The organism is Geodermatophilus sp. SYSU D00684 (genome assembly GCF_054050455.1).
The window spans coordinates 1-24,862 of sequence record NZ_JBJGZI010000036.1 but is presented as its reverse complement, the minus strand read 5'-3'; the positions used below and the strand labels follow the sequence as shown (position 1 = coordinate 24,862).

Here is a 24,862-nt window from a genome sequence, read left to right as displayed (position 1 = left end):
CAACGCGCCAGGACGCCGAGGGAACAACCCGGTGGCCGGCGCGGTTACGATGGGTGCACAACTACACAGGGGGTGAATGGTCTCGACTTCGGTCGTTCGACCAGGGGAAGCGAGCCGAGGAAGGCAACGATGACCTCGTTAACCATGCGTTGCGACTCACAAGTGCCGCTGATAAGCGCACTGACTTCGCTCTCGCTGCCTGACAGCAGCTAGGCGAGTCTGTCAGCCCGGGTTCGTCATCGGCCCGGATCCTGGCATCAGCTAGATGACTCACCGTGTGCGCCGGTCACGGGCGCGCACGGGACACCGAACAGTGACTGGGCCCGTCACACCGACCCGTCCGTGGGATCGGTGGGGCCGAGCAGAGACGCAGCGGACTGCGCTCGGAGAAGCCCTGGTTCTGCGTCGAAGGACGCGGGTTCGATTCCCGCCACCTCCACCCACCCCCGAGGCCCTGGCGAGCAGCCGGGACTCCGGTCGACGACGAGGCCGAGGGCCACCGCGACAGCGGTGGCCCTCGGCCTCGTCGCTTCTCACGTACTCGACCACCCGCTCCAGCGTTCGACGCTGACGACGACCAGCGGGCCGGCCGGTGGCTGGGCACGGTACCGGGGATGCCGCTCCACGAGTGCGGCCAGGCCCGGGTGGCCGGTGCCCGGATCGTCGACGACGACGCCGACACCGTCGGCGCGCACCCACCACAGCCGGCTCCACTCCTCCTCGTAGTGGTCGACCAGCAGGGCGCAGCGCGGCTCGTGGCGCAGGTTGGTCAGCCGCTGCAGCCGCGTCGTCCGCTTGGGTTTGGCGTCGACGGCCAGCCAGACGGTGTCGCCGGACGTCGCGAACACGACCGGGACGAGGTGAGGAGCACCGTCCGGGCGGACCGTCGCCAGGCGGGCGACAGCGGCGGAGGCGAAACGCTCGCGGAGCTCCGCCGTCCCCACCGGTCGTCAGGTACCGACGGCGGTCGTGGCGCGGCTGGCGACCTCGAAGAACGTCTCGAGCTCACGGCGGACGTCCGGTCCGCACGGCTGGAAGACGATCTCGGTGACGCCGCGCTCGGCGAGCTCGCCGAGCTTGCCGCGGACCTCCTCCCGCGTCCCGCTGAGCGTGGTCGACCCGAGCAACGAGGAGCCCCCCGCGTCCCACGCCGCCTGGTCGGCCTCGTTGAGCTCGACGCAGTGACCCGTGTGCACGGCGATGTGCCGGAGCTCCTCCGGGGTCCGGTCCACCACCTCGTTCCAGGCTTCCCCGCCTGCCAGCCCGGCCACGGCCGCCTGTCCGCCGAACTCGTACGCGCCGTGCCACGCGAGCGCGGTGCCGGGACCGCCCGCGAGGCGGACCCGTTCGGAGGTCGGGTCCTCGCCCTCGTCGAGGACGGTGCCCCAGGCCAGGTACGAGACCCTCGAGAACTCCCGCGCGAAGTCGGGGAGCTGCAGTGTGGCGTACAGGCCGTCGGCCAGCTCCCGGGCGACCCCGGCGCCCTTCGGGCCCAGGGCGCTGATCAGGACGGGCACGTCGATCGGTCGCGCCGGCGCGTGACCGGCCGGGTGGAGCATCTGCATCCGGGCGCCCTCCCACTCGACGACCTCCCCGCGCAGCAGCCCCTGGTAGGCCCGGATGTACTCCGCCATGAACGACCACGTGACGGCCCCGTAGCCCATGGCCCGACGCCCCGAGAACCCGGTCCCGAAGGCGACCTCGACCCGGCCGGGCGCCAGCGCCGCGAGCATCGCCGTGGCTGCGGCGTTCACCATGGGATGCCGCAGCGAGGGGACCAGGACGCCGGGCCCGAGGCCGATGCGGGTGGTGCGCTCCGCGGCGAGCGCCAGGCACATCCACACGTCGGGACTGTTCTGCGGGGTGTCGTACAGCCACGCCCGCGCGTAGCCGAGCTCCTCCGCGAGGGCGATGTTCTCGTGTGAGTCCAACGCGGTCGGAAAGGCGACCGAGACGTCCATGCTCTTCCCCCTGTGCTGACGACGGTGTCGCGGACTTCCGAGGTCTGGAACGGGTGCTCCGACTACGGGCGGCCGGCGTGCGGCACCTCGACCCGGCAGGAGCGCAGCTGCGCCTCGCGCGCGGCACTCCGCGCGGTGCGGTCGAAGTCCGGCGCGGTGCAGAGGAACAGCGTGCGGCCGTCGTCCCCGCCGAGCATGCAGGCGAACACGCCGGTGCCGACGGGCAGTTCCTCCAGGATCTCGCCGCCTTCCCGGATGCGCAGCACCCGCCCGGCGAGCGCGTCGGCGACCCACAGCGCTCCCTCGGCGTCCAGGCCGCAACCGTCCGGCGCGACAGCCAGCTGCCCGAGTGCCGCCTGCAGGGCGCGATCGGTCGGCAGCTCACCGAACGACGCCCACACCCGCCGGTTCCCCAACGAGCCGTCGGCGCCGACGTCGAACGCGGTGACCCGGTTGCCGAACGTCTCGTCCACCAGCAGGACGCCGTCGTCGGTGATCACGCTGCCGTTGGGGAACCACACGTCGTCGGCCACCTGGGTCACCGCCCCATCGGGGTCGACGCGCAGCAGGACGGCCGGCTCGACCGGTGCGCCGGCCATCAGGTCGAAGCCGAAGTTGCCGACGAACGCGCGGCCCTGCTCGTCGACGACCATGTCGTTGGGCTCGCCGGTGACGTGCGCGGACAGGTCCGCGTGGGTCACCAGCGATCCGTCGGGCTCGCGGCGCAGCAGCCGGGCGTCGTGCTGGGAGACGACCAGCAGCCGGCCGTCGGGCAGCCATCCCAGTCCGGACGGCTGGCCCGGCACCTCCGCCTCGACCCGGAGGTCGCTGCCGTCCTCACGGGCCGAGAGCACCTGGTGGGTGTAGAAGTCCGACACCCAGATCCGACCCTCGTGCCAGCGCGGGCACTCGAGGTAGGACAGGCCCTCCAGGACGGTGTTGATCTCCCGCATGGCTCACCTCGCCGCCGTCGGTGGGCCGGGAGCATAGCCCCGGTCCCGCCCCTCCGGGCGCGGAGCGCGACGTCGGCATCCGCCGGTGTGCCGGACGGGCTGCGACGCGACCGGTCACGGGTCCTGCCCCGAGGGTCCGTTGCCCCCTCGTGCGCGCCGGTCGGGGGCGGGAGGCTCAGGGGGAGGCCGTCCCCGGCCGGGACGGCGGGCGCGAGGGAGGACCGCATGCGCGGGGAGATCTCGCTGTTCGTCAGCGGTGACGTGATGCTCGGCCGTGGGATCGACCAGCTGCTGCCGCACCCCGGCGACCCGACCCTCGCCGAGTCGGTGCTCCGCGACGCGCGCGACTACGTCCGGCTGGCCGAGCGGGTCCACGGGCCGGTGCCGCGACCGGTCGACCCCACCTGGCCGTGGGGGGACGCCCTGGCCCTCCTCGACGAGGCGGCGCCGGACGTGCGGATCGTCAACCTCGAGACCAGCGTCACCACCAGCGACGACTTCGTCGCGGGCAAGCAGGTGCACTACCGGATGCACCCCGCCAACGTGCCGGCACTGTCGGTCGTGCGGCCGGACGTCTGCGTGCTGGCGAACAACCACGTCGGCGACTTCGGCTCCCGCGGCCTGCTCGAGACCCTGGACGTCCTGGGCCGGGCCGGGCTGCGCACGGCGGGGGCGGGCCGGGACGCGGCCGGGGCCTGGCGGCCGGCGGAGTTCCCGCTCGGGGACGGCCACCGCGTCCTCGTGCTCGCCGTCGGCACCGAGTCCAGCGGCATCCCCCCGGACTGGGCGGCCACGGTCTCCCGTCCCGGTGTCGCGCTCACCGAGCTCACGGACGCGGCGGCCGCCGACCTCGTCGCCGCGGTGCACCGGGTCCGCGGCCCGGAGGACACCGTCGTCGTGTCGATCCACTGGGGGTCGAACTGGGGCGACGACGTGCCGGACCGGCACCGCCGCTTCGCGCACCGGCTGATCGACGCCGGGGTCGACGTGGTGCACGGGCACTCCTCGCATCATCCGCGCGCGCTCGAGGTCTACCGCGGCCGGCTGGTGCTCTACGGCTGCGGTGATCTCGTCGACGACTACGAGGGCATCGGCGGCCACGAGCGCCACCGCCCCGACCTGCGCCTGCTCCACCTCGTGCGACTCGAGGCCGGCACCGGCCGGCTGATCGCGCTGCGCATGGTCCCGCTGCAGACCAGACACCTGCGGCTGCAGCGCGCCGGGCCGGCCGACACCGCGTGGCTGGCCGACGTCCTCACCCGGGTCAGCGAGGGAGCGGCCCCCCCGGTCGTGGTCACCGACGACGGCGCACTCGAACTCGGGCCGGTCGGCGGACCAGGGCCGGTGCCCTGACGGCCGCGGCGCGCTGTCCCCAGGGTCCGGTGCCCCGGGAGTTCGAGGACGAGGCCGAGCGCCGAGCGGTCGACGACCGGATCCGCACGAGCGGGGAGTGCGGCGACCGCCTGCACCCTGACGACGCCGGCACGGCCGCCATCGCGCAGGCGATCCCGCTGCACGCCCCGACCCGGGAGGCCGGCCGGGGTCGTGCGGCGTAGCGTGGACGCGTGCCCGGATCGGGTCACGCCGGCTCCGTCCGGAGCCGTGGTGCACGAGGTCACGTCTGCGTCCTCCACGACGACGTCGCGGAGTACCGCCGCCGCGTCGTCGCCTTCTTCGCCGAGGGGCTGCGCGAGGGCCTGCGCGTGGTCTACGTCGGCTCCGGGTCCCCCGAGGGAGCGGCGGAGGACCTCGCCGGGCTCGGGGACCTCGACCGGCTGCAGCGCGACGGCACCCTCCAGGTCCTGACGCTCGGCGACGTGTACGGATCCGGCGGTCCGGTGCGGGCCGACGAGGTGGTGCGGCACTGGGCGGCGGCGACCGAGCGGGCCCTGGCCGACGGCTTCCGGGGGCTGCGGGTCAGCGCGGAGGGCTCCGAGCTGCTCCGCCCCCCGCACCAGCGGGACGCCTTCGCCCGGTACGAGTTCCTCGTGGGGCGCTACATGGCCGGCCACCCGATGTCGGCCCTGTGCGGGTTCTCGACCGAGCTCGGGATCGACCTCGTGAGCGAGTTCGCCGCACTGCACGACCCCGATCCGTCCGGGCAGCCGGCCCTGGGGGTCTCCGCCCATCCCGACGGCGCGCTCGGCCTCACCGGGGAGTCCGACCCGGTCGCCGTCACCGCGCTCGGGCGGGTGCTGGCCCGCCTGGGGGCGGGGGCCGACACCGGGACGCTGGTCGTCGACATGAGCGACGTCGAGTACGTCGACCACCGGTTGCTGCGGACCCTCGACGACTACGTCCGGAGGAACGGGGTAGGACTGACCATCAGATCGACCCCGCCGTTCGCGGCCCGGCTGATGGACCTGTTGCCGGCGTCCTACCTGCGGCCCGCAGACGTGGGAGCGGAGTCATGAGAACGGGTGCCGCACGGGGCGTGACCGGGAACTTCCACGAGGCCGGCTTCTACTCGTCGGACGAGGACTTCCTGGCGCTCATCGTGCCCTTCGTGAGCCAGGGGACCGCCGTCGGCGAGCCGGTCGTCATCGGGTACGACAGCCGCAAGTGCGACCTGCTCCGGGCGGCGCTGCCCCGGCCGGACGGGGTCACCTTCATCGAGGACGCGAGCCTCTACGCCTCGCCCGCGCGCGCCATCGAGGCGTACCGCCAGCAGTTCGAGCGGCACGTGGCCGCCGGCGCGGGGCAGGTGCGGATCGCCGGTGACGTCCCGCACGAGGGCAACGGCGGGCGGTTCGAGGGCTGGGACCGGTACGAGTCGGCGGTCAACGTCGTCTGGCAGGACTACCCGGTGTGGAGCCGCTGCCTGTACGACGCCACCACCGTGCCGGACGCCGTGCGCGAGGTCGTCGGCCGCACCCACCCCCGCCTGGTCACCCCGGACGGCGGCGCCGGCGCCAGCCCGCGGTACCAGGACGCCGCCGAGTTCGAGGGACTGCCGCCGGCCGCCGACCCGCTCGAGCGGACGACGCCGGTCGTCGACCTGACCGACGTCTCGCTGAAGCAGACCCGGCGCCGCGTCCGCGACGCCGCGCAGGGCCTGGTCGGCGCCACGGCGCTCGACGAGCTGCTGTTCGCGCTGTCCGAGGCCGTCGTCAACGCGCAGCTGTACGGCCGGCCGCCCACCACCGTCCGGGCCTGGACCGGGGGCGGCCGCGTCCTCGTGCACGTGCACGACACCGGCCCCGGGCCCGCCGACCCCCTGACCGGTCTCGTCCCCGCCCCCGACAGCGCGGCCGGCGCCGGGCTCGGCCTGTGGCTCAGCTGCCGGCTCGCCGAGGTCGACGTCGCGCTCCTCACCACCGACGGGTGCACCGTCCGGCTGCGCACCGGCCCGCCGCCGGCCGCCGCGCCGCAGGCCGAGGGCGTGCCGGTCCTGCGCCCCGGCACCGTGCGCGGGAGACCCGCTGGCCCGGGCGCCGTCCACGCCGTCGACGGCGACGGCTCGTCGTTCTGGGGGGACGTCCCCGCAACCCGGCTCGACCCGGTCGGCGACCGCTCCTGGTCCGAGGTGCCGCCCGGCGAGCGGTGCCGGCAGTGCGAGCTGCTGCTGGACCACCACGGCCTCGTCTAGCCGGCCTCGTCCGGCCGCGCCCGGGGGACAAGGTCCCTGGTGGGTGCCGGGGCGCCGCCCTACGTTCGGGGCGGCCGAGGAGGCGGCCACCGAGCGCGGCCGAGGAGGCGTCCCATGGACAGCCCCTACCGAGGTCAGGCCGACGTCCACGTCCTGCCCACCAACATCTCCCTGCCGGGGATCGGCGTCCTCCCGATCAACGCCTACCTGATCACGTCCGAGGAGCCGGTCCTCGTCGACAGCGGCCTCGCCGTCGACGCCGACCAGTTCCTCGACGCGGTGAGCTCGATCATCGACCCGCGGACCCTGAGGTGGATCTGGCTCACCCACGACGACGCCGACCACACCGGCAACCTCCAGCGGGTCATGGAGGCGGCGCCGGACGCGACGCTGGTCACGCACGCGTTCTCCGCCCTGCGCATGTCGACCTGGTGGCCCGTCCCGATGGAGCGGGTGCACGCCATCCGGGCCGGCGACGAGATCCACGTGGGGGACCGCACGCTCACCGCGGTCGCCCCGCCGCTGTTCGACAACCCGACGTCCCTCGGCGTCCTGGACCGCTCCACCGGGGCGCTGTTCACCGTCGACGCCTTCGGGGCGCTGCTGCCCGAGCCCACGCAGGACGCGGCCGACGTGTCCCCGGAGGTCCTCGCCGGCGGCATGATCGGCTGGGCCACGTCGGACTCGCCCTGGGTGCACATCACGGACGAGGCCGAGTTCGGCCGGGTCCTCGACCGCGTCCGGCAGATCGAGCCCCGGCGGATCTTCTCCTCGCACCTGCCCGTCGCCAGCGGGACGGAGCTGGAGGAGTTCCTCCGGGTGCTGGCGCGGGTCCCCACCGCCGAGCGGTTCGTGCCACCGGACTCCGAGCAGTTCGCCGACATGATCAAGGCGATGGCGGAGGCGCAGCGCGCCGGCGAGCAGGTCCCCGCGACCCCGGCGGCGGCCGGCCCGCACGGGCCGGGCGTGTCCCCGCCGACGCCGCGACGGCCCAGTTCGCCGGCGGGCGAGACCGTCCCGAGCCCGTAGCCGCACCCCGGGGATCCCGTGGCCGCGGGACCCCCGGGCGGCTCCGGCCGGCGGCCGGGTCCCTCGCGCCCGGCCCGGTGCGGCGGGACCATGCGGAGCGTGGGCCGGGAGGTGGACGTCCGTACCGAGACGGTCATCGGCCGTCCCCGGGCGGAGGTGGCCGCCTACGCCGGGGACCCCGCGAACGCCCCCGGGTGGTACGCGAACATCGACTCGGTCGAGTGGCGGACCGCGCCACCGGTGGCGGTCGGGTCCCGGGTGGACTTCGTCGCCCGCTTCCTCGGCCGCCGGCTCGCCTACACCTACGAGGTCACCGAGCTCGTGCCCGGCGAGCGGCTGGTCATGCGGACGGCGCAGGGGCCCTTCCCCATGGAGACGACCTACACCTGGGAGGCGCTGGACGACGGCCGGACCCGGATGACGCTGCGCAACCGCGGCCGGCCGCACGGGTTCTCCCGCTGGGCGGCGCTGCTCGTGGCCGGCGCCGTCCGCCGGGCCAACCGCGCCGACCTCGCCCGGCTGCGGGCGGTGCTGGAGGCGCGCTGACCGGCGTCAGGCCGGGACCGGCACCGGCAGGGCGGACCCGGGCCGCGCGGGGGACGCCGGCTGCCGGAAGCCGCGGGCGACCAGGTACACCGCGAGACCCATCTCCCAGACCGTCACCGGGACGGCGCCGAGGAACCCCCACACCGAGACCTGCTCGTAGACGCCGAACAGCACGGCGGTCGACGAGAGGAACACCAGCGGCCCGCCGACCAGGCCGGTTCCCGCGATCCACCTCGGCGCCAGGCCGCCCCGGTACACCAGCACGGCCAGCAGCAGCGTGTTGACGCCGATGACCAGGCCGGGGCCGACGAGGAACGTCGCGTCGTGCAGCGCCACCAGCCCGCGGGCGACGGCGAGCGGCGACGCGTCGTCGTCGGCCGACCTGAGCGCGACCACCGCCAGCACGCTGACGATCCCCACGACGATCACCGCCGCCTCGAGCAGCCGCCCGCAGACGTAGCCGAGGGCCAGCGCCCGGCCGTGCCGCTCGACGACCGGGTACGCCGCGACCGCGGTGCCGATGCAGGACGCGGCGAGCACGACCTCCAGCAGCGCGCCCCAGCGCACCTGCGTGTCCGCGCCCGCGCCCAGCACGTACCCGGGGTCGCCGAGCAGCGGCCGGTACAGCGCCAGCGCCGCGACCGCGGTGACCGCGGCGACCAGGAAGAACACGCCCGTGACGACGGCGGCTCCGCGGGACTCCCTCATGACTGCTGCTCCCTCCGATGGTGGTGTACGGCGTACACCCAGGGCGGGGACGGTAAGGTGTACGGCGTACACCCGTCAAGCAGGGAGGATCGGATGGCGCGGGAGCCGCTCAACCGGGCGCGGGTCCTCGCGGCCGCGGTGGCGCTGGCCGACGAGGCCGGCCTGGGCGCGGTGAGCATGCGGCGGCTGGCCCAGGACCTCGGCGTCGTCCCCATGGCGCTGTACAAGCACGTCGCCGACAAGGACGAGCTGCTCGACGGGATGGTCGACGTCGTCATCGGGGAGTTCGAGGAGCCTGCCCCGGGCGCGGACTGGCGGACCGCGGTCCGGCAGCGGCTGCTCTCCGCCCGCCGGGCCGTGCTGCGGCACGCCTGGGCGCGGCAGGCGATCGAGTCGCGCACCCACCGGACACCCGCCGTCCTCGGCCACATGGACGCCGTCGCCGGCACCTTCCGCGCCGGCGGGTTCTCCGTCGACCTCACCCACCACCTCATGCACGCCCTCGGCAACCGCATCTGGGGCTTCAGCCCCGAGCTGTTCGAGGAGCCGCGCGAGGACGCCGCACCCGAGCCCACGCCGGAGGAGCGGCAGGCGATGGCGGCCGAGTTCGCGCGGCGGTTCCCGCACGTGCTGGAGATCGCCACGGCGGCCACCGGCGGCGACCTGTCCGGCGTCGGCCAGGGCTGCGACGAGGACTTCGAGTTCGCCTTCGCCCTGGACCTGCTGCTCGACGGCGCCGAGCGGCTGCACGCGCGCGGCTGGCGCAGCTCGCCGTCCTGACGGGTGCGCGGCGGCTCAGACGGCGAGCAGCTGGTGGACCAGCCGGATCGCGATCGAGCCCTCGCCGACGGCGGAGGCCACGCGCTTGACCGACCCGTGCCGGGCGTCGCCGGCCGCGAGGACGCCGGGGAGGCTGGTCTCCAGCGGCAGCGGGGGACGGCCGAGGGCGCGGACGGCGCCGGCGCTCACGTCCGGCCCGGTCATGACGAAGCCCGCGGGGTCGCGCTCGACGGCCGGCGGCAGCCAGTCGGTGTGCGGCCGGGCGCCGATCATGAGGAACAGCGCCTGGGCGTCCACCGTCTCCTCCGCGCCGCTCGCGCGGTCCCGCAGCACGAGGTGGTCCAGCCGGCCGTCGCCGCCCCCGCCGACGACCTCCGTGCCGGTCCGCACCTCGACGCCGGGCGTCCCCTCGACCTGGCGCACGAGGTAGTGCGACATCCCGGCGTCCAGCGACGCCGCCCGCACCACGAGCGTGACCCGCTTCGCGAACCGCGCCAGGTGCAGGGCCGCCTGCCCGGCCGAGTTGGCGCCCCCGACGACGTAGACCTCCTCGCCCGCCACCAGCGGGGCCTCCGACGCCGCGGCGCCGTAGGAGACGCCGGCCCCGCGCAGCGCCTCCAGCGACTCCACCCCGAGGCGGCGGTAGCTGGCGCCGGGCGCGAGGACCACCGCGCGGGCCACCACGACCCCGCCGGTGGCGAGCGAGACGACGATGCCGTCGGACTCCCGCGCCAGGTCGGTGACCTCCTGCATGAAGGCGAACCGGGCGCCGAACAGCCAGGCCTGCTCGTAGGCGCGGCGCGCCAGCTCCCCGCCGGTTACGCCGCGGGGGAAGCCCAGGTAGTTGCGGATCGCCGAGCTGGAGGTGGCCTGGCCGCCGATGCTGCCCGAGTCGACGACGATCGTGCGCAGGCCCTCGGAGGCGCCGTAGACGCCGGCGGACAGGCCGGCGGGCCCGCACCCGACGATCACCAGGTCGTACCGGTCGCCGGACGGGTCGATCGCCGTCCCCGCCGACCGCGCGATGTCGAGGTCGGTGGGGTCCTCGAGGACCCTCCCGTCGGGCATGACCAGCAGCGGCAGCCGGCGCTCCCGTGCGTCGGCGAGCAGGACGCGGCCCTCCGCGGAGTCGGCCAGGCAGAAGCGGTGCGGCATGGCGCAGCGGCCGAGCACTTCCCGCAGCTCGTACGCCCGGCCGGTCCAGGTCTCGCCGACGACGTCGATGGTGTGCGGCGCGCGGCGCCGCGCCTGCGCCCACGCGAGCAGGAAGCCCGACACCGCCTGGTGGAACTGCTCGTCCGGCGGCGGCGACGGGCGCACCAGGTAGTGGTCGATGCGCCCGCGGGCGATCGCCTCGAGCACCGCGTCCCCGGTCCCCGGGTCCCCGACGTGCGCCCACGGCACGAGCAGGGCGCGCTCGGCGTGCGGGAACCGGCCGCGCACCTCCGCCAGCAACTCCGTGCCGGAGGCGTCCCCGACCGTCTCGCCCGCGAGCACCAGGGCGACCTCATCCCCCGCGCCCGCGAGCTCGTCGAGCAGGGCGAGCGCCTCGCCCGCCGACCCCCGGCACAGCACGCGGTAGTCCCGCTCGTACCGGCTGCACAGCTCCCGCTCGACGGCGCCCAGCAGGGCCGGGTCGTCGACGGCGATCAGCACCGGACCGCTCATGCGCGCGCAGCGTAGGGAGCCGGCACCCGCGCGGCCCAGGGTCGAGGGACCCGGCCCGCGCGGCCTCAGCCGCCCCAGATGTCCTCGACCAGCCGGTCGGCCGCGCGCAGCCCGTCCAGCCAGGCGCGGGCGTCGGCCTCGGAGGCGGACGTGTGCTCCTGGAAGACGCGCGTCAGCGACGCCCGCACCCCCGGGGCGATCGTGCGGGCGTTGCCGCACACCAGCACCACCGCGCCGCGCTGCAGCAGGTCCCACACCTCATCGGCGCGGTCGAGCACCGCCGCCTGCACGTAGCGGCAGGGCTGGCCGGGCTCCCGGGAGAAGGCGTTCTCCACCCGGACCAGCCCCCGGCGCTGGTACTCCCGCAGCTCGCCGGCGTAGAGCAGGTCGGAGTCGGACCGGCGGCAGCCGAAGAACAGCAGCGACGGCGCCACGGTGCGGCCCTGCTCCTGCTGGGCGGCGCGCTCCTGCAGGAACCCCCGGAACGGGGCCAGCCCGGTGCCCGCGCCCACCATCAGCATGGGCACCCCGGGGTCCTCCGGCGGGCGGAAGGCGATGCCCGGCTCCCGTACGAACACGAACACCGTCCCGTCCTCGGGCAGCGACGCGAGGTGGGTGGACCCGACCCCGCGGAAGGTGCCGCGCCCGGAGCGGGCCGGGCCCTGCAGCACGCCCACGGTGATGCTGCAGACCTCCGGTGACACCAGCGACGACGACGAGACCGAGTAGTAGCGCGGCCGCAGCGGTGGCTGCAGGTCCAGGTAGACCTCGAACGGCAGCCGGCAGGCCGGGAACTCCTCGAGCAGGTCGAGGACCGACCGGTTGGGCTCGTGCACGTGGTCCCGGTACCGGGCCTGCGACTCCTCGTCGTCCCCGGTCATGGCCTCCAGCGCGGCCCGCTGCTCCGGGTCGTCGGTGTGGCGGGCGAGGACCTCGACGTCGTGCCGGGTGGCGGCGTCCTGCAGCTCGACGCAGCTGGCCAGGACGCCGAGCAGCGGCGCCGGCTCGTCGATCGGCAGGTGGGTGTGCGTGCCGCTGTTCGGGATGATCGTGAGGTACTGCCCGGCGTCGAGGCCGAAGCGGGTGATCACCCGGCGGATGACCTCGAACGAGTTGCGCGGCAGCACCCCGAGGTGGTCGCCGGTCCGGTAGGTCGTGTCCGCGGGCAGCGCGATCTCCACGTGCCGGGTCGACCGGGCCGGGGAGCCGTCCGGGGCGGCGGTGACCAGCTCCCGGTTGGCCCGGACGCGGGCCGCCCGCGCCCGGTAGGAGACGACCACCGGGTTGGTCACCTGCCGGTTGGTCAGCGTGATCGACAGCCGCGGGCCGGCCGGCGCGGTCGCGGCCACGCCGGCCGGCAGGTCGAGGGCGGTGGCGACGTCGGACCACAGGTCCCCGTGCCAGCCGCGGTAGGCCGCGTCGAAGTCCCCGGCGGCGTCGCCCGCGCCGCGGTCGTGGACGCGCCGGCCCCCGTGCGCCTCCAGCTGGGCGTCGAGCAGCGTGGGCACCGCCTGGTACGTCGAGGCCCAGCCGGTGTCTCCGCAGCCGAAGACGGCGAAGGAGACGTCCGCGGCCGCGCCCGCGTCCGCGGTGCGGATCCAGCGGGTGAACGCCGCCGCGTTGTCCGGCGGGGTCCCGTTGTAGGAGGAGCAGACGACGAACAGCGCGCCGCCGTGCGGCAGGTCGTCGACGTGGTCGTCGAGCGGGCCGAGCGTCACGTCGAAGCCCCGCTCGCCGCCCTCCTGGGCCAGCCGGGTGGCGAGCGACTCGGCGGTCCCGAGGTTGGAGCCGAACAGGACGGTCAGCCGCGTGCCGTGGTGGGGCACCGCGGGCCTCGGCGCGGCGGCCGGCGCCGCGGTGGTCGGTGGAGCCGCCGCGGCCGTCGCCGCGGGGTGGTCGAGGTGCACATCGGTCCGGGGCAGGACCTGCAGGCGGAAGTCGGCCGGCTTGACGGTGAGCGTGGTCTGGAGGTGCAGCCGGTAGTCGAGGTGGTCGACGAAGGTGAACCGCTGCAGCAGCATCCCGAGCACCAGCGTCGCCTCCTGCAGGGCGAACTGCCGGCCGATGCAGGCGCGCTGCCCCGTGCCGAAGGGCTTGTAGACGTCGGGCGGGAGCGCGGCGACCCGCTCGGGGGCCATGTGCTCCGGGTCGAACCGGTCGGCGTCCGGGCCCCAGACCGAGGTCTGCCGGTGCAGCGCCGGCGTCAGCACGGTGAGGGCCGTGTGCGCCGGGACGGCGTAGCGGCCCCCGATGACGGTGTCCTCGTACGGGTAGCGGTTGAACGCCGGCGCGGTGGGCCACAGCCGCAGCGTCTCGTCCAGCACCTGGCGGACGTAGCGCAGCCGCTGGACCTGCTCGAAGGTGGGTGCGGCCGTGCTGCCCAGCACCGCGTCGACCTCGGCGCGGGCCCGGTCCATGGCCTGCGGGTCCTTCACCAGGAAGTACAGCGCGAACGACAGCAGCCCGGAGGTCGTCTCGTGTCCGGCGATCAGGAAGGTGATGCACTGCTGCCGGATGTTCTCGTCCGGCAGTCGCTCCCCGTGCCGGTCGACGCCGGTGAGCATCCGGCCGAGCAGGTCGGTCGTGTCCGCGGCGTCCCCCTGGGCCCGGCGCTCGGCGATGAGCCGGTCGACCAGGTCGTTCATGAAGGCGGTGTCCTCGTCCAGCTGCCGCTGGGCGCGGATCCGCAGCCGGGTCTGGACGGGGAGCTGGCGCACGCGGGCCTGGGACTCGGTGAGCACGCGCACCATGGCCTGCACGAAGGGGTGCGGGGTGTCGCGGTAGAAGGAGTTGAACCGGTAGCCGAACCCGCACAGCGCGATCGTGTCCAGGGTCAGCCGGGTCGTGTCGGCCGGTACGTCGACGTCCTCGCCCGGGTTGAGCCGGGCCCACTTGTCCACCAGCTGGTCGGCGACGTCGAGCATCCGGGGCACGTAGTCGCGCATCGCCTGCATGCTGAACGGGGCCATCAGGATCTCGTGGGCGCGGCGCCAGAGGGGGTCGTCGGTGTCCGCGGAGAACAGCCCCGACCCGGCGCCCTCGTCGCGCAGCTGGGCCACGCCCCCGCCGACCAGCTTGTCGAACCGCGTGTCGTCGCAGACCTCGGCGACCAGGTCCGGCCCGGAGAGGACCAGCCGCGTCGCGCCGGGCGTGGTGAGCCGGAAGATCGGCCCGTACTCCCGGGCCATGTCGAGCAGGCTCTCGAACGGGCTGGCGCTGTCGATGTCCAGGGCGTTGCCCAGCAGCGGCAGACGGTGCGGGCCGGGGATCTCGTCGATGCTGACGGTGGCGGTCATGACGTCGCTCCAGTCGGCCGGCGCACCAGCAGCCGGGTGCTCAGCAGCAGCACCCAGACGGGGAACACCAGCAGGACGGCGGGGTGGAAGGTGGTGCTCACCAGCAGGGCGGTGGCGGCCAGGTAGCTCACGAGGACCTGCCAGCGCGCGAGCGTGCCGGCGCGCCGGGCCAGGGCGGTCGTGGTGATCATGTACATGCCGGCGGCGCGCACCCCGTAGACGAACACCAGCGTGTAGCCGGTGGCCGCCAGGCCGCGGGCCACCTCCGGGTCCAGCGCGGCGGCGCCGGAGAACTGGACCACCAGGGCCGGGGCGCCGGCCGCGGCGGCGCCGGCGAAGAGCATCGCCACGAACAGCACGCAGGCCGCCAGGTGCAGCCAGTGGGCGACGTCGGCCCACCAGTCCGCCCGCCGCATCTGCAGCAGCATCCGCGTGGAGGTCATGTGCCACAGCGCCGCGATCCCCGCGAACGGGACCAGGTAGAGGCCGACCGCGACCATCTCGTCGGCACCGCCGGCGTAGAAGTCCTGGTACTCCCGGTCGGAGGCGGTGAGCCCGGGCACCCTGCTGACCAGCAGCACCGACGCCACGAGCAGCAGGGCGAACACCACGCCCGACAGCCCTGCCTTGCGGAGGTAGGGCGACCGGGCGGGGGTGCCCGTGCCGCCGTCGGTGTCCGCCGTCCCTGGTGCGCCCCGTGGTCGTGTGTGGACCCGCATGGTCGCCTCCGGCGACCGCGGCTGCCGGTCGACGGTGTGCCGCCGGCTCGGGGGGAAGCCGCGGATCGCCCGTGCCTACACCCCCGGACCCGGCCCGGCCAGGGGCCTCCGCCCGGCCGGGGATACGGCCGGGACCGTCGCGCCTGTCGTGACGTCCCGTCCGCGCGCCTGCGCGCCCGGTCCCGCGGGCCGCCGGTCAGGCGTCGCCGGGCACCCGCTGCCCGGCGCCGGGCGTCCGCGGGGAGCGCACCGGTCCGTCCCGCCGGGGGCCGGCCTGCAGCGTGTCCAGCGACCGGTACATGCCGACGGCGACCGCGCCGAGCGCGACGAACCCCTCGTCGTCGGCCGCCGCCGACTCGCGGAGCAGCGCGGTGAGCCGCCGCAGCGCGGCGCCGGCCTCGCGGACCGCGTCGTCGTCCCCGGCCCCCGCGGGAGTGGCGGCCGTGCTCACCACCAGGGCGAGGCCGTCGAGCGCGTCGGCGAGCAGCCAGCCGGTCCCGCCGTCGATGCGGTCGATGCCGCGGCGGTCCGGGGGCAGGTGGGCCACGAGTGTGGTCAGGTCGTCGACGAGGACGGCGACCCGGTCCAGGGCCCGCGACTGGTCCCGGACCCGGGCGGCGGTGTCGCCCCAGCGCCGGGCCCGCGGGTTGGCCCGCCGGGCGCGCTCGACGACGGCCTCGGCCGCGCGCATCCGGTCCAGCGCGGCGTCCAGGTCCCGCCGGGGCCGCACCCACGCCCCTGGCGCGGGCAGCTCGCCGTGCCGCAGCCCGCCGGCGATGTCGTGCAGGTGCCGGGCCAGCAGCGCCCGGGTGGTCGCGATCGCCCGGACGGCCGCGGTGAGCTGCATCGGCGGGAACAGCAGGGTGGTGACGAGGACGCCGGTCGCCGCGCCGAGCAGCGTCAACCCGGCGTAGGCGACGGCGTAGCGCGCGGGGTCGGCCGCCGTCCCGACGGTGAGCATCAGGACGGCGGCGAAGCTCACCCAGCTCGCGTGCTCCTGCAGCACCCGCCACTGCTCGACGCCCACCGCCAGCGCGACGATCAGCGCGATGGTCAGCGCGCCGGGCAGCGCCTCGGCGGTGAGCTGGTGCACCGTGACGCCGAGGCCGAAGCCCAGCAGGATGGCCAGCACCGTCCGCCAGGCCGCGGCCGCGGAGTCGGCGACCGTCGGGTGCACCGCGATGACCGCGCCGAGCGGCGCGTAGTACGCGTACTGGGCGAACGGCGGCGGCAGCAGGACCGCCACCTGCCACGCGAGCGCGGCGGCCAGCGCCGCCCGCACCGCACGCTGCACCCAGGGCCGCAGCAGCAGCTCGCCCGTCCGGGCCCCCGTCCCCCGGATTCGCACCGCGGTGCGGCTACCCGCCCGGCCGCGCCCGGGCGGCGGGTCCCGCGCCGTCGCCCGCGGGCGCGGGCCCGGCCGTGTCGCCCGCGGGCGCGGGCCCGGCCGTGTCGCCCGCGGGCGCGGGCCCGGCCGTGTTCCCGGTGACCCGCACCGACGGGACCCCCGGCGTGTCGTCCCCGCCGGCCTCCACGACCAGGGCGAAGTCCTCGCCGTGCCGGCTGATGCCGTCGACGACGGCCTGCTCGACCGCCTCCACGGCGTAGGTGCGGCGCAGCACCATGGGGTCGGTGCGCACGTCCTTGGCGAGCGAGACGGCCAGGCCGACCATGACCAGCGCGAAGGGCAGCGCCGCGATGATCGTCAGGTTCTGCAGGCCGGTGAGCGCCTCGCCGCCGCCGACCAGCAGCATCACCGCCGCGACGGCGCCCATGACCACGCCCCAGAACACCACCGTCCCGCGGCGCGGCCGCAGCGTGCCCCGCTCCGACAGCGAGCCCATGACGATCGAGGCGGCGTCGGCCCCGGAGACGAAGAAGACCGCCACCAGCACCATGACCAGCACCGTCGTGGCGGTGGCCAGCGGGTACTGCTCGAGCACGCCGAACAGCTGCCCCTCGGAGGTGGCCTGCCCGGCGACGTCCGCGCCGGACCGCTGCGCGGCGATGCCGGCCCCGCCGAAGACGACGAACCACACGAGGCTCACTGCGCTCGGCACCAGCAGGACGCCGGAGACGAACTGGCGGATGGTGCGGCCGCGGCTGATCCGGGCGAGGAACAGGCCGACGAACGGCGTCCACGAGATCCACCAGGCCCAGTAGAAGACCGTCCAGCCGCGCAGCCACTCCGCCGTCGCCGGGCCGCCGCTGGCCTCGGTGCGGGCGGCCATCCGGGCGAGGTCGGCGACGTAGCTGCCGACCGCGCCGGGAACCAGGTTGAGGATCAGCACGGTCGGCCCGGCCACGAACACGAACAGGGCGAGGACGACGGCGAGCACCATGTTGACGTTGGACAGCCACTGGATGCCCCGGGCGACGCCGGAGACCGCGGACGCGACGAACGCGGCGGTCAGCACGGCGATGATCCCGACCAGGACGCCGTTGCCGACCTCCCCGGCCCAGCCCAGGATCTCCACGCCGCTGCCGATCTGCAGCGCGCCCAGACCCAGCGAGGCCGCCGAGCCGAACAGCGTGGCGAAGATGGCCAGGACGTCGACGACCCGGCCGGCCCAGCCCTCGGTGCGGCGCCGGCCGAACAGGGGCTCGAACGCCGCGCTGACCAGCTGCCGGCGGCCGCGGCGGAACGTGCCGTAGGCGATGGCCAGCCCCACCACGGCGTAGATCGCCCAGGGGTGCAGGGTCCAGTGGAACAGCGTCGTGGCCATGGCGGCCTGCACGGCCTCGGGGGTCTCCGCGGCCACCGTGCGCGGTGGCGGGGTGACGTAGTGCGCGAGCGGCTCGGCGACGCCGTAGAACATCAGCCCGATGCCCATCCCGGCGCTGAACATCATCGCGATCCACGAGACGGTGCGGAACTCCGGCGTCTCGTCGTCGCGGCCGAGCGGGATGCGGCCGTACCGGCTGGCCGCCAGCCACAGCACGAAGACGACGAACGCCGAGGCCAGCGTCACGAACAGCCAGCCGAGGTTGGACTCGATCCAGACCAGCGCGCTGCTGCTGGCCGAGCCCAGGCCGGCCGGGCTGACGAACCCCCAGGCGACGAACGCCAGCGCCAGGACCGCGGCGACGGTGAAGACGACGCGGTCGAGCCGGCCGTGCGCGTCGGCCGCCGGGGGAGGGGGCTCGGCGATGGCGGGGTGCGGGTCTGCGGGGGACGGGACGAGGGCCGGTCCGGCCTTCCCGTCGGTGTGTCCGGGCGGTGCGGTGGGGATCACTGGTCTGTGTCCGCGCAGGCGCGGACGTCCCTCCGTTCGGTCGGCTGCTGAGGGACCCTGTCCCCGGCGGGGAGGAGTGCGCGCACGGTCAGCACGCAGGCCCGCGGTCCCCAGCCTCGGGGCAGCCCGCCGGAGTCGCAATCCGGGACCGGCGCCGCCGGGCGGGATGACGCGGACGCGCCCCCGGGTTGTTGAACCTGCAAGCACATCGTCCCTGCACGAGGAGAGCGCGCGCATGACCACCTACGCCGTCACCGGAGCCACCGGCCACCTCGGCCGCCGCGCCGTCGAGGAGCTGCTCGACCGCGGCGTCCCGGCGTCCGACGTCGTCGCCGTCGTCCGCCGGCCCGAGGCCGCCGCCGAGCTGGCCGGCCGCGGCGTGCAGGTCCGCCACGGCGACTACTCGCGGCCGGACACCCTGCCCGCGGCCCTGGCCGGCGTCGACCGGCTGCTGCTGGTCTCCGGCAGCGAGCCGGGGCAGCGGGTCGCCCAGCACCAGGCCGTCATCGACGCGGCGGTGGCCGCCGGCGTGCAGCGGGTCGTCTACACGTCGATCGCGCACGCCGACACCTCGGCCAACCCGCTCGCCCCCGAGCACCGCGGGACCGAGGAGGTGCTGCTCAAGGCGGACGTCCCGGCGACCGTCCTGCGCAACAGCTGGTACCTCGAGAACTACACCGCGCAGCTCGACCGGTACCTCGCCACCGGGGAGATCGTCGGCGCCGCGGGAGAGGGCCGGGTGTCGATCGCCCCGCGGGACGACTACGCCGTCGCCGCCGCGGCCGCGCTGCTGGCCGACGAGGAGGGGACCGTCGTCCTGGAGGTCGGCGGGCCCGGCGTGACCCTCGCCGAGCTCGCGGCCGCCGTCACCGAGGCCACCGGGACGACGGTCCGCTACCGCGACCTGCCGGCCGACGAGCTCGTCGGGGCCCTGCAGGGCGCCGGCCTCGACGCCGGCACCGCCGGGTTCGTCGCCGCCATCGACACCTCGATCGCCGCCGGCGAGCTCGACACCGGCGACGCCGACCTCGCCGCCCTGCTCGGGCGGCCGGTGACCCCGCTCGCCGACGCCGTCCGCGCCGCCCGCGCCTGAGCCCCGCGGCCGCCCGGGTCGGCCCCGGGCGGCCGCCGGGAGCGGCGACGACTCAGTCCGCGGGCACCGAGTGGTGCTCGTGGGTGACCAGCCAGCGCCCGTCCACCCGGCGCAGGCCCACGGTCAGCCGCACGTCGAAGCCCTCGGTGCCGGCCGCGCCGACCCGCAGCAGGCCGTGCGCGAAGGCGACGCCGTCCCCGGCGACCACGGTCAGCCCGGAGACGTCGAACAGCCCCTCGCCCTGCGCGTCCCAGAACAGCCGCCACTGCCGCAGGTAGCCGCCGATCCCGGTCACCACCATCGGCGGCGGGACGTCGAACAGCACGACGTCGTCGGTGTGCACCGCGGTCACCGCGTCCACGTCGGCGCGCCGCACGGCCTGCGCCCACGCCGCCAGCACCCGGCGGACCTGCACCTCGTCGGAGTCCATGCAGGTCAGACCGCCCGGGACCGCCGATCTCATCCCCCGGGGTGAGGTCCGCCGCCCGGCTGCACCCCGTCCGTGCCGGTGCCGATCCCCGGGGCGTGAACCCGATCGCGTGCCGCGCCGTGGCGCAGGCCGGCCTGGTCGCGGCCACCGCCTCGGCCGACGACGAGCGCCCCTGGCCGCTGCTGCTGGTGGCCGGCTGGCACACCACCGCCGCCGACCTCGTCCTGTCCGACGCCCGCCTGGCCGCCGAGCTCGCCGCCCTGCCGGTCTGACCGTGTCCCGGCCCCGCCGGGGTCGTTGAGCCTCCCGTGATCCCGGACAGCGCCCGCACGGCCGCCCGCCGCGCCGAGGACGTGCTGGCCTGGGCCCCGAGCGGCCGGCTCGCCGTCCCGCTCATCGTCGCGCTGGTCGTCGTCGCCGACCTGGTCGGCGTCGGCACCGTCACCCTGCTGCTGCTCGGCGTCTCCGACGACGGGGACGACGCCGGCCGCGGCCCCACCCTGCTCGCCGCGCTGGCCTACCTGCTCGTCGCGCTGCCCACCGCCACCCTCGCCGGGCTGCGCCGCCAGCGGGCCACCACCGCCTGGCTGCTCGCCGGCCGCGCCCCCACCCCGGCCGAGGCCGCCCGCGCGCTGCGGCTGCCGGTGGACGCCGCGCTGATCGCCGCCGTCGTGTGGCTGGCCGGCGCGGTCCTCGCCGGCGCCGTCGCGGGGGTCACCTTCCCCGACCCGCTGGTCGGCCTGCGGGTCGGCGTCGTCGCGCTGCTCGGCGGCGCGGTCACCGCCGGCGTCGTCTACCTGCTCGTCGCCCGCGCCGCCCGCGCGCTCACCACCCGCGCGCTGGCCGCGCACCCGCCGGCCGGCCGGCTCGCCCTAGGCGTCCGCCCGCGCCTGCTGCTCACCTGGGGCCTGACCAGCGCGGTCCCGCTGCTCGGCGTCGTGCTGCTGTTCGCCGACCCGAGCAACCCCGGCGGGCCCGGCCGCTCCGCCGTCGTCTTCCTCGCCGTCGTCGCCGTGCTCGTCGGCGGGCTGGCCACCCTGCTCACCGCCCGCGCGGTCGGGCAGCCGCTGCGCGACCTGCGGCAGGTGGTGCAGCGCGTGGGCGCCGGGGACTACACCGCGAGCGCCACCGTCGACGACGCCGGCGAGATCGGCCTGCTGCAGGAGGGCGTCAACACGATGGCCGCCGGGCTCGCCGAGCGGGAGCGGCTGCGCGACCTGTTCGGCCGGCACGTCGGGACGACGGTCGCCGCGCGGGCGCTGGCCGAGGGCGCCTCGCTGGGCGGGGAGCTGCGGCCGGTGGCGGCGCTGTTCGTCGACGTCGTCGGGTCGACCGCGCTGGTGCGGCGCACCGGCCCGGAGGGGATGGTCGGCCTGCTCAACCGGTTCTTCGCCGTCGTCGTCGACGCGGTCGAGGCCGAGGGCGGGCTGGTGGACAAGTTCGAGGGCGACGCCGCGCTGTGCGTGTTCGGGGCGCCCACCGGGCACCCGGACGCCTCCGGCGCCGCGCTGCGCGCCGCCCGCCGGATCTGCGACGACGTCGCGCGCGCCGGCGAGGTCGACGTCGGCGTCGGCGTGGCCTGCGGGCCGGCGTGGGCCGGGCAGGTGGGCACCGCCAGCCGGCTGGAGTACACCGTCATCGGCGACCCGGTGAACGAGGCCGCCCGGCTCACCGAGCTGGCCAAGGACCGGCCGGGGCGGGCGGTGGCCAGCGAGGCCGCGGTCCGGGCCGCCTGCGGCGGCGAGGCCGCGCACTGGGTGCCCGACGCGGAGGTGGAGCTGCGCGGCCGCGGCGAGCCGACCCGCACCTACGTGCGCGCGAACACCTGACCGTCGGGGCCGTGCGAGCGGACGACGACGAGCACGTCCTCGCTCTGCAGCGTGCCGATCAGCGGGTCGTCGAAGCGCAGCGTGCGCCCGCCGCGGGTCACCGACAGCACGATGTCGCGCAGGTCCCGCGGGCCCAGGCCGACCTCGCCGGAGGACACCACGCGCTGGGAGAGGTCCAGCCCCTGCCCGCCGGTGAGCAGGTCCTCGACCACCGAGACCACCCGCGGGCTGTCGGTGGACAGGCCCAGCAGCCGGCCCGACGTCGCCGAGGTGGTGATGACGGTGTCGGCGCCGGACTGGCGCAGCAGCTGCGCGTTCTCCTCCTCGCGCACGGAGGTGGTGATCGGCACGCTCGGGTTGAGCTGCCGGACGGTGAGGGTGATGAGCACCGAGGCGTCGTCGCGGTTGGCCGCCACGATCACCGCGCGGGCCCGCTCGACGTGCGCCCGGCGCAGCACGTCGGTGCGCCCGGCGTCGCCGACGATGCCGGTGAGGCCGATCGAGTTGGCCTCGTCGATGGCCCGCTGGTCGCCGTCGACGATGACGATGTTCTCCAGCGGCGTGCCGGTGGCCCGCAGCGAGCGGACGGCGCTGCGGCCCTTGGTGCCGTAGCCGCACACGATGACGTGCTGACGCACGCGGGACCTCCAGCGTCGGATCCGGAACTCCTCGCGCGAGCGCGCGGTGAGCGCCTCGAGCGTGGTGCCGATGAGGACGATCAGGAACATGACGCGCAGCGGCGTGATGAACAGGATGTTCACCAGCCGCGCGCCCTCGGTGATCGGCGTGATGTCGCCGTAGCCGGTGGTCGAGAGGGTGACCGTGGAGTAGTAGATCGCGTCGAGGAGCGAGATGCCGATCTCGTCGCCGTCGCGGTAGGAGTCGCGGTCCAGCCAGACGATGAACACGGTCAGGGCGAGGAAGAACGCCGCCAGCACGACCCGCTGCCACACCTGGCGGACCGGGGACTGCTCGACGTGCGCGATCTGCACCCCGGTGTGCGGGTCGTCGCCCGGCCCGTGTCCGCCCATCACGTCCGGCGACGATAGCGAGCAGGGGCGGTGCGCACCGGGATGCCGGCGCGCACCGCCCCGAACGGGTCAGCCGCCGGCCACCGCCTCGCGCTCGCGGGCGGCCAGCTCGCGCTTGAGGACCTTGCCCGCCGCCGACACGGGGATGGCGTCGATGAACACGACGTCGCGCAGCCGCTTGTAGTGGGTGACCCGGTCGTTGACCGCGGCCATCACCGACTCGGCGGTCAGCGCCGCGCCGGCGTCGTCGGCCTTGCGGACGACGTAGGCCACCGGCAGCTCCCCGGCCGCCTCGTCGGGCCGGCCGACGACCGCGGCGCCGGCCACGCCCGGCACGCCGAAGAGGATCTCCTCCAGCTCGCGCGGGAACACGTTGTAGCCCTTGTAGAGCAGCATGTCCTTGGTGCGGTCGACGATCGCCAGGAAGCCGTCCTCGTCGAGGATCCCGACGTCGCCGCTGTGGAACCAGCCGTCGGCGTCGATCGCCTCGGCGGTGGCCTCGGGCCGGTGCGCGTAGCCGCGCATGACCTGCGGGCCGCGGATGCACACCTCGCCGCGCTCGCCGGCGGGCAGCGGGTCGCCGCCGCCCAGGGGCCGGATGGTGATCTCGGTGTCGAAGATCGGCACGCCGACCGTGCCGGCCTTGCGGGTGCCGGAGCGGAACGTCGGGTTGCCGGTGGCCATCATGGTGACCTCGGTCAGCCCGTAGCCCTCGCCGATGACGGCGTTGGGCAGCAGCGCCTGCAGCCGCTCGATGAGCGTCACCGGCAGCGGCGCGGCACCGCTGGACACGCCCCGGACGTGCGACCAGTCCTGCTCGGCGAACCCGGGCACCTGCAGCAGCGCCACGAACACCGGCGGGGCGCCGCCGATGCTGGTCACCCGGTACCGCTGCGCGTCCTCGACGTACTTGACCGGGTCGAAGCGCATGTGGATCACGGTGGTGGTGCCGCCCATGACCATGCCGTTGAGGTAGCCGATCGCGCCCATGGCGTGGAACCACGGCGTCAGGTTGATCAGCACGGCCTCGCCGAGCCGGGTCGGGCACTCGTCCTCGCCGAGCACCTGGCGGATCGTGACGTCCCCGGCCTCGTCGAGCTCGGGCAGCGAGCCCGAGGTCCAGCACGAGGACTGCAGCACGTTGGTGACCACGTTGCGGTGCGGCAGCTCCACGCCCTTGCTCACCCCGGTGGTGCCGCCGGTGTAGGCGAGGTGCGCGAGGTCGGCGGCGGGGTCGAGCCCGGCGTCGAGGTGCCGGTCGGTGGGGTCGGCGGCCAGCAGGTCGGCCAGGTCGACGTCGGTGGCCTGCAGGCCCTCGAGCCGGGCGGCGAAGTCGAGGGTGTGCGCCTCCCCGGTGACGACGACGGTCTGCACCGGCGTGGCCTCGAGCGCGCCGCGGACGAAGGGCAGCACCTGGTCCCAGGTGACCAGGACCTTGGCGCCGGCGTCGGTGAGCTGGGCGGCGAGGTCGGCGGCGGGCAGCAGCGGGTTGGTGGGGGAGAAGACGGCGCCGGCCATCACCACGCCGTAGTAGACGGCCGGGTACTGGCGGCAGTTCGGGATGTGCACCGCGACGACGTCGCCGCGGCCCACGCCGTGGTCGGCCAGCCAGTTGGCGACCGCGGCGGCCCGCGCGCCGAGCTCCTCGAAGGTCAGCTCGACGTCGTGGTCGACGAACGCCGTCCGCGTGCCCCAGCGGCGCACCGCCGCGCGCAGGATCGACCCGACCGGCACCGGCGGGTACTCCAGCGAGCGGGGCAGGCCCGGCGGCCAGCTGGCGGCGGGCTCCTGCGCGGCGTCAGTGGGCGCAGGGTGCGTGGCGGTCATGCGTGTCCTTCCGTCCGGAACAGGGCCTCGTCAGCGTGGTACAGCTCACATCCGCTGTCACGCAGCGGGGGGGGGGGGGGGGGGGGGGGGGGGGGGGGGGGGGGGGGGGGGGGGGGGGGGGGGGGGGGGGGGGGGGGGGGGGGGGGGGGGGGGGGGGGGGGGGGGGG

General features: G+C 75.7%; 21 protein-coding genes and 1 other RNA gene. 10 read left to right on the top strand and 12 right to left on the bottom strand.

The features are described 5' to 3' along the window. Positions 1–68 precede the first annotated feature (68 nt). Positions 69–442, top strand: a transfer-messenger RNA (tmRNA) gene (gene ssrA, locus ACI79L_RS21320). A 91-nt stretch (positions 443–533) separates the two neighbouring features. On the opposite strand, the gene ACI79L_RS21315 is transcribed toward ssrA, so the two are convergent. From ACI79L_RS21315 to ACI79L_RS21305, 3 genes are all read right to left on the bottom strand, one after another. After that, entirely contained in the window at positions 534–944 is a 411-nt protein-coding gene (locus tag ACI79L_RS21315; RefSeq protein WP_456938707.1) for a TIGR03668 family PPOX class F420-dependent oxidoreductase, read from the bottom strand. Between the two features lie 6 nt (positions 945–950). After that, positions 951–1,961, bottom strand: coding sequence for an LLM class flavin-dependent oxidoreductase (locus ACI79L_RS21310; protein ID WP_456938706.1), 1,011 nt, complete (start codon positions 1,959–1,961; stop codon positions 951–953). A gap of 62 nt (positions 1,962–2,023) precedes the next feature. Further along, complete coding sequence (locus ACI79L_RS21305) at positions 2,024–2,914, bottom strand: SMP-30/gluconolactonase/LRE family protein (RefSeq protein ID WP_456938705.1); 891 nt, start codon at positions 2,912–2,914, stop codon at positions 2,024–2,026. Between the two features lie 225 nt (positions 2,915–3,139). Here ACI79L_RS21305 and ACI79L_RS21300 point away from each other — a divergent pair, with 225 nt between their 5' ends. The 5 genes from ACI79L_RS21300 (at position 3,140) to ACI79L_RS21280 (ending at position 8,078) form a co-directional block, all read left to right on the top strand. Beyond that, positions 3,140–4,267, top strand: coding sequence for a CapA family protein (locus ACI79L_RS21300; RefSeq protein WP_456938704.1), 1,128 nt, complete (start codon positions 3,140–3,142; stop codon positions 4,265–4,267). Between the two features lie 212 nt (positions 4,268–4,479). Continuing rightward, positions 4,480–5,328 (top strand): MEDS domain-containing protein, encoded by an 849-nt coding sequence (locus ACI79L_RS21295; protein ID WP_456938703.1) that lies wholly within the window; start codon positions 4,480–4,482, stop codon positions 5,326–5,328. 20 nt (positions 5,329–5,348) lie between these two features. Continuing rightward, a complete protein-coding gene (locus ACI79L_RS21290; RefSeq protein ID WP_456938702.1) occupies positions 5,349–6,503 on the top strand; it encodes an anti-sigma factor RsbA family regulatory protein in 1,155 nt (384 codons plus the stop codon). Between the two features lie 114 nt (positions 6,504–6,617). Continuing rightward, complete coding sequence (locus tag ACI79L_RS21285; RefSeq protein ID WP_456938701.1) at positions 6,618–7,532, top strand: oxygen-binding di-iron domain-containing protein; 915 nt, start codon at positions 6,618–6,620, stop codon at positions 7,530–7,532. A gap of 99 nt (positions 7,533–7,631) precedes the next feature. Next, on the top strand, positions 7,632–8,078 hold the full coding sequence (locus ACI79L_RS21280; protein ID WP_456938700.1) for an SRPBCC family protein: 447 nt from the start codon (positions 7,632–7,634) through the stop codon (positions 8,076–8,078). 6 nt (positions 8,079–8,084) lie between these two features. Here the strand turns inward: ACI79L_RS21280 and ACI79L_RS21275 are convergent, their stop codons facing one another. Further along, complete coding sequence (locus ACI79L_RS21275) at positions 8,085–8,786, bottom strand: DUF4386 domain-containing protein (RefSeq protein WP_456938699.1); 702 nt, start codon at positions 8,784–8,786, stop codon at positions 8,085–8,087. Positions 8,787–8,879: 93 nt separating this feature from the next. Here ACI79L_RS21275 and ACI79L_RS21270 point away from each other — a divergent pair, with 93 nt between their 5' ends. Further along, positions 8,880–9,566, top strand: coding sequence for a TetR/AcrR family transcriptional regulator C-terminal domain-containing protein (locus ACI79L_RS21270; RefSeq protein WP_456938698.1), 687 nt, complete (start codon positions 8,880–8,882; stop codon positions 9,564–9,566). Between the two features lie 15 nt (positions 9,567–9,581). Here the strand turns inward: ACI79L_RS21270 and ACI79L_RS21265 are convergent, their stop codons facing one another. The 5 genes from ACI79L_RS21265 to ACI79L_RS21245 all read right to left on the bottom strand — a co-directional run bounded on the left by ACI79L_RS21265 (position 9,582) and on the right by ACI79L_RS21245 (position 18,485). Then, a complete protein-coding gene (locus tag ACI79L_RS21265; RefSeq protein WP_456938697.1) occupies positions 9,582–11,234 on the bottom strand; it encodes an FAD-dependent oxidoreductase in 1,653 nt (550 codons plus the stop codon). 65 nt (positions 11,235–11,299) lie between these two features. Then, positions 11,300–14,530: a bifunctional cytochrome P450/NADPH--P450 reductase gene (locus ACI79L_RS21260; protein WP_456938696.1), complete on the bottom strand. Its 3,231-nt coding sequence runs from the start codon at positions 14,528–14,530 to the stop codon at positions 11,300–11,302. Then, complete coding sequence (locus ACI79L_RS21255; RefSeq protein WP_456938695.1) at positions 14,527–15,141, bottom strand: hypothetical protein; 615 nt, start codon at positions 15,139–15,141, stop codon at positions 14,527–14,529. Before ACI79L_RS21255 ends, ACI79L_RS21260 begins: the two co-directional genes overlap by 4 nt. A 304-nt stretch (positions 15,142–15,445) precedes the next feature. Next, positions 15,446–16,597, bottom strand: coding sequence for an FUSC family protein (locus ACI79L_RS21250; protein WP_456938694.1), 1,152 nt, complete (start codon positions 16,595–16,597; stop codon positions 15,446–15,448). A 10-nt stretch (positions 16,598–16,607) separates the two neighbouring features. Continuing rightward, complete coding sequence (locus ACI79L_RS21245) at positions 16,608–18,485, bottom strand: BCCT family transporter (RefSeq protein ID WP_456938693.1); 1,878 nt, start codon at positions 18,483–18,485, stop codon at positions 16,608–16,610. A gap of 235 nt (positions 18,486–18,720) precedes the next feature. Here ACI79L_RS21245 and ACI79L_RS21240 point away from each other — a divergent pair, with 235 nt between their 5' ends. Further along, positions 18,721–19,578, top strand: coding sequence for an SDR family oxidoreductase (locus tag ACI79L_RS21240; protein ID WP_456938692.1), 858 nt, complete (start codon positions 18,721–18,723; stop codon positions 19,576–19,578). Positions 19,579–19,630: 52 nt separating this feature from the next. Here ACI79L_RS21240 and ACI79L_RS21235 read toward each other — a convergent pair whose 3' ends face one another. Then, positions 19,631–20,008, bottom strand: a complete 378-nt coding sequence (locus ACI79L_RS21235) for a YybH family protein (protein ID WP_456938691.1) — start codon at positions 20,006–20,008, stop codon at positions 19,631–19,633. Between the two features lie 95 nt (positions 20,009–20,103). Here ACI79L_RS21235 and ACI79L_RS21230 point away from each other — a divergent pair, with 95 nt between their 5' ends. Continuing rightward, positions 20,104–20,280, top strand: a complete 177-nt coding sequence (locus ACI79L_RS21230; RefSeq protein ID WP_456938690.1) for a hypothetical protein — start codon at positions 20,104–20,106, stop codon at positions 20,278–20,280. 36 nt (positions 20,281–20,316) lie between these two features. After that, positions 20,317–21,837, top strand: a complete 1,521-nt coding sequence (locus ACI79L_RS21225; RefSeq protein ID WP_456938689.1) for an adenylate/guanylate cyclase domain-containing protein — start codon at positions 20,317–20,319, stop codon at positions 21,835–21,837. On the opposite strand, the gene ACI79L_RS21220 is transcribed toward ACI79L_RS21225, so the two are convergent. Both ACI79L_RS21220 and ACI79L_RS21215 read right to left on the bottom strand, forming a co-directional pair. After that, positions 21,816–22,868, bottom strand: a complete 1,053-nt coding sequence (locus tag ACI79L_RS21220) for a potassium channel family protein (RefSeq protein WP_456938741.1) — start codon at positions 22,866–22,868, stop codon at positions 21,816–21,818. The genes ACI79L_RS21225 and ACI79L_RS21220 overlap by 22 nt on opposite strands. A 69-nt stretch (positions 22,869–22,937) precedes the next feature. After that, positions 22,938–24,695 (bottom strand): class I adenylate-forming enzyme family protein, encoded by a 1,758-nt coding sequence (locus tag ACI79L_RS21215; RefSeq protein WP_456938688.1) that lies wholly within the window; start codon positions 24,693–24,695, stop codon positions 22,938–22,940. Positions 24,696–24,862: the final 167 nt, after the last annotated feature.